This window comes from Rhodoferax sp. (genome assembly GCF_039922535.1).
GTDB lineage: Bacteria > Pseudomonadota > Gammaproteobacteria > Burkholderiales > Burkholderiaceae_C > Rhodoferax_B.
In genome coordinates, this window is record NZ_JBDTEM010000353.1 from 1 (window position 1) to 2,509 (window position 2,509).

At 67.4% G+C, this 2,509-nt stretch carries 1 protein-coding gene and 1 pseudogene; both read left to right on the plus strand.

Annotated features, from left to right (window positions below; genetic code table 11):
• On the plus strand, positions 1-1,754 hold a 1,754-nt coding region (locus ABI213_RS16680; protein ID WP_348027931.1), incomplete at its 5' end, for an ABC transporter permease.
• Positions 1,755-1,789: 35 nt separating this feature from the next.
• Positions 1,790-2,509: pseudogene (locus ABI213_RS16685) on the plus strand (hypothetical protein); the annotation flags it as partial.

A 2,509-nucleotide genomic window follows, 5' to 3' on the forward strand; every position in this document is an offset into this window, starting at 1 on the left:
TGAATGCGGATGCGCTGGCCCGCATCCGCAACCAGCGCATCGGCTTTGTGTTCCAGCAGTTCAACCTGCTGCCCCGCGCCAGCGCATTGGAAAACGTGGAGCTGCCGCTGGTCTATGCCGGGTTGCCTGCGGCGCAGCGCCGGGTGCTGGCAGAGGCCGCCTTGCAGCGCGTGGGGCTGGGTGAGCGCATGCACCACACGCCCGCCGAACTGTCGGGCGGGCAGCAGCAGCGGGTGGCGATTGCGCGGGCCCTGGTGAACCAGCCGCAGCTGATCCTGGCCGACGAGCCCACCGGCGCGCTGGACAGCCAGACCTCTGAGGAAGTGATGCAGCTGCTGGCCGACCTGAACGGCCAGGGCATCACCGTGGTGCTCGTGACGCACGAGGCCGACATTGCGGCCTGGGCCCGGCGCAAGATTGTGTTTAAGGACGGGCAGATCGTGGAGGACATGCGGCGCGTCTCGGACACTTTGCACCGGGCCGTCGTGCGGGACGGCCAGGCCCACGGCGGCCGTGCCCAGATGAACGGCATGGCCGCGCTGCGCAGTGCCTGGCGGGCGCTGGCTTCGAATGCGCTGCGCAGCCTGTTGACCATGCTGGGCATCATCATCGGCGTGGCGGCAGTGATCACCATGGTGGCGGTGGGGCGCGGCGCTACCGACCGGGTGCAGGAGCAGATGAAGGGCCTGGGCTCCAACATCATGCTGGTGCTGCCCGGCGGGGCCACGGCAGCGGGCGTGCGCCAGGGTGCGCAGACCCGCAGCCGCCTCACCGAAGAAGACGCCACCGCCATCCAGGTAGAGGTGCCCGAGGTGCAGGTGGCCGCGCCGTCCTCGCGCACCATGGCCCAGGTGGTGGCCAACAATGCCAACTGGAGTACCACCATCTTTGGCACGAATAACGACTATCTAGAGGCCCGCGAATGGCCGCTGGCCGCCGGCCGGGCGTTTGAGGATGCCGAGCTGCAAGGCTCGGCCAAGGTCGGCCTGATCGGCAGCACCGTGGCGCAAGAGCTGTTTGGCGATGCCGACCCCATCGACCAAATTGTGCGGGTACGCACCGTGCCGGTGAAGATCGTCGGCGTACTCAGCCGCAAGGGGCAAAACTCCATTGGGCAGGACCAGGACGACATTCTGGTGCTGCCCATTTCCACCTACCGCAACCGGCTGCAAGGCGGCTCGCCGGGCAATGTGAAGCGGGTCTGGGCCATTAACGTGAAGGTGCGCGAAGGCCAGAGCATGCAGGTGGCCGAGGACAACATCCGCGAGCTGCTGCGCCAACGCTTCAAGGTGGAGGCCAGTGCCGACGACACTTTCACCATCCGCAATTTGAGTGAGATTCTGGAGGCGCAAGAGCAGTCCAGCCGCACCATGACCTTACTATTGGCCGCGGTGGCGGGCATCAGCCTGCTGATCGGCGGCATTGGCATCATGAACATCATGCTGGTCAGCGTGACCGAGCGCACCCGCGAAATCGGCCTGCGCATGGCGGTGGGTGCGCGCGGGCGGGATATCCTGGTGCAGTTTCTGGTTGAGGCTGTGACGCTCAGTTTGCTGGGCGGTGCGGCGGGCGTGCTGTTGGGGGCCCTGGCCACCTGGGCCGTGGGGCACACAGCGGGCTGGCAGGTGAGCATGACGCTGGCCTCGATTGCCCTGGCGGTGGGGTTTTCGGCCGCAGTGGGGGTGTTTTTTGGGTTTTACCCGGCACGGCGGGCGTCGCGCTTACAGCCGATTACGGCTTTGCGACACGCTTAACGGCTACATTGGTTCAAAGTTTTTAGGAGATACATATGGTGCGTGGATGGAACGGAATGGGCCTGGTGGCCGTGGCCGGCTTGTTGGCCAGTTGTGGCGGCGGCAGTGACGGTGGCAGCCCGGCGGTATGCGCAGCGGTGACCACCACCACGGCCAAATCGGCGGCGGCCAATCTGCTGTCGGGCACGGGTGCGCAGGCCGAATCCATGCGCCAGACGGCGGGCAGTACGGCTTCGCCTCTGCAGCCGCGCCCGGCGTTGCAGGTGCTGGCCCGCGCCATCGCCCTGGGCGATGTGGCACAGGCCAAGGTGGCGGCGGTCAAACCCCTGGTGGCGCAGACGGGCGTGCCCCAGCAAATCGGTTTGCCCCGCGATGTGGCTGCCACCGGCACGCTGGCCAGCACGGCCGCCTTGCTGCAGTGGCAGGCCACGGCGGCAGGCGGCAAGGTGGCGGCCATCAGCATCCAGTCCGGTCTGGCCGTGGGCCTGCGCTTGGGCGTGCTGGTCAAAAGCCTGCCCGCCTCGGCCACGCTGCGGGTCTATGCCCCAGGCGCGGCCACGGCCTACACCATTCCTGCGCAAGACGTACTGGACACCCTGGCGCGCAACCGCGCAGCGGGTGACACCAGCGATGCCGGGCGCACCTACTGGGCCCCGGAGGTGGAGGGCACCGCCGCCACGTTGGAGATTGAGCTGCCCGCACAGGTGTCGACTGCCGGGGTGGAAATTGCCATTCCCCATATCTCGCACCTGTTC